The organism is Flavobacterium columnare NBRC 100251 = ATCC 23463 (assembly GCF_002530675.1).
GTDB lineage: Bacteria > Bacteroidota > Bacteroidia > Flavobacteriales > Flavobacteriaceae > Flavobacterium > Flavobacterium columnare.
This window is the reverse complement of sequence record NZ_PCMX01000178.1, coordinates 1-1,281: the sequence shown is the minus strand read 5'-3', so window position 1 is coordinate 1,281 and position 1,281 is coordinate 1. Positions and strand designations below refer to the sequence as shown.

Genomic DNA, 1,281 nt, shown 5'->3' with positions numbered 1-1,281 from the left:
ATCGATTTGAATTTTGTTTACTTTGGCTCCAAATTCAACTTGCTTTATTTCTTTCTCACGGACAATTGGGCGGATATAACTTTTGCTAATACTTACAATCCTGTTTGGAAGACTTTTGCTAATACTTACAATCCTGTTTGGAAGACTTTTGCCGGTTTTAAATATCTGAAGTTGTTGTTTGTGTACCTGATTGATAATCAAGCATTGTTTGCTGTATTTTGTAGTGGCTTCAAATGGATTTTGTGTTTCAATACGGCTAAGTTCGTCATTGAGTTTGTACAATAATTTAAGTAATCTTCGGGTAACTTTTGTGCGATGTTTTGATTGTTTTTTTCTCTTTTTTGAATATTTTTTGTATCGCTTACACCAATCTAAATATTTAGTTCTTGGTAGTTTTATTTTAAATAAATGACATAAAGATTCCATTTGCTTATAATTCCACTGTACACATTCCCAAAGCAATTTCTGGTTTGTAGGAAAGCGCACTTCGCTCTCATAACAGGTAGCATCCGTAAGCATTTTGTCTAAATCTCCCATATAAGGAATCCAGCTCTTTGCTAGTACTTCTTGGGCTTTACGGATGGTTAAATTTTTGGATAGCTCCATTCTGATTTGACTCACGATTTTAAAGTTTTTCAATGGTTTTTCAATCGGAATCAAAATGTCTCAAAAAAATTGCATAAAGATATTTCCGTTGAGAAGTTCAATCAACTTTTTATCAGAACAGCCGTAGTAGTTTTTAAGCATCATCAGAGCTATTTTACCCTTAGGGCTAAAATAACAATGAGTTCCTTTTTGAGAATCTTTCAGTTTGAAGGCTTGAGCTAGCTCTGAAAAAGGCATCGAAAGATAAATTTTTCCCAAATCTGTTTTTAAAAATTGGGCGTAAAAACCATCAAAATCTTTATTGAGGGTAAAAAATGGAATTTGGTATTGAAATTCGCTTAAACGTATTTTTTTTGCCATAGCATTTAAAGAAAAACCCCGTTTTTGACTCTTTTTGAGCTTTTTCGGGGTTTGTTTCTTCTAAGATAAGACTTATTTTATTGATAAGCAAGTGTTTATGTTATTATGAATGTGCCTTCTAATACCTAATCTGGGGTAACTTTATTCAGTTAGTATACTCTAAACAGTGAATAAATAATTTCTAAACAATTGATTTTAAAAAACATAAATTAAAAAATACTCGTTATGAGATTTTTATTTATTGATAAAATAAATTGAGATACCTATTTTTTATTTTAGATAGTTTATCTAAAACTAATTAATTCAAGTTGCTAG

Annotated in this window: 1 protein-coding gene and 1 pseudogene; both read right to left on the bottom strand. The window is 30.5% G+C overall.

Going from position 1 to position 1,281, the window contains the following annotated elements; genetic code table 11:
• A pseudogene (locus tag B0A78_RS14165) lies at positions 1 to 621 on the bottom strand (hypothetical protein); the annotation flags it as partial.
• Positions 622 to 666: 45 nt separating this feature from the next.
• Positions 667 to 966: a hypothetical protein gene (locus tag B0A78_RS14160; protein ID WP_065213627.1), complete on the bottom strand. Its 300-nt coding sequence runs from the start codon at positions 964 to 966 to the stop codon at positions 667 to 669.
• Positions 967 to 1,281: the final 315 nt, after the last annotated feature.

Coding starts and splice junctions, on each gene's coding strand:
- B0A78_RS14160 (WP_065213627.1), bottom strand. CDS start 966: ATGGCAAAAAAAATACGTTTAAGCGAATTTCAATACCAAATTCCATTT.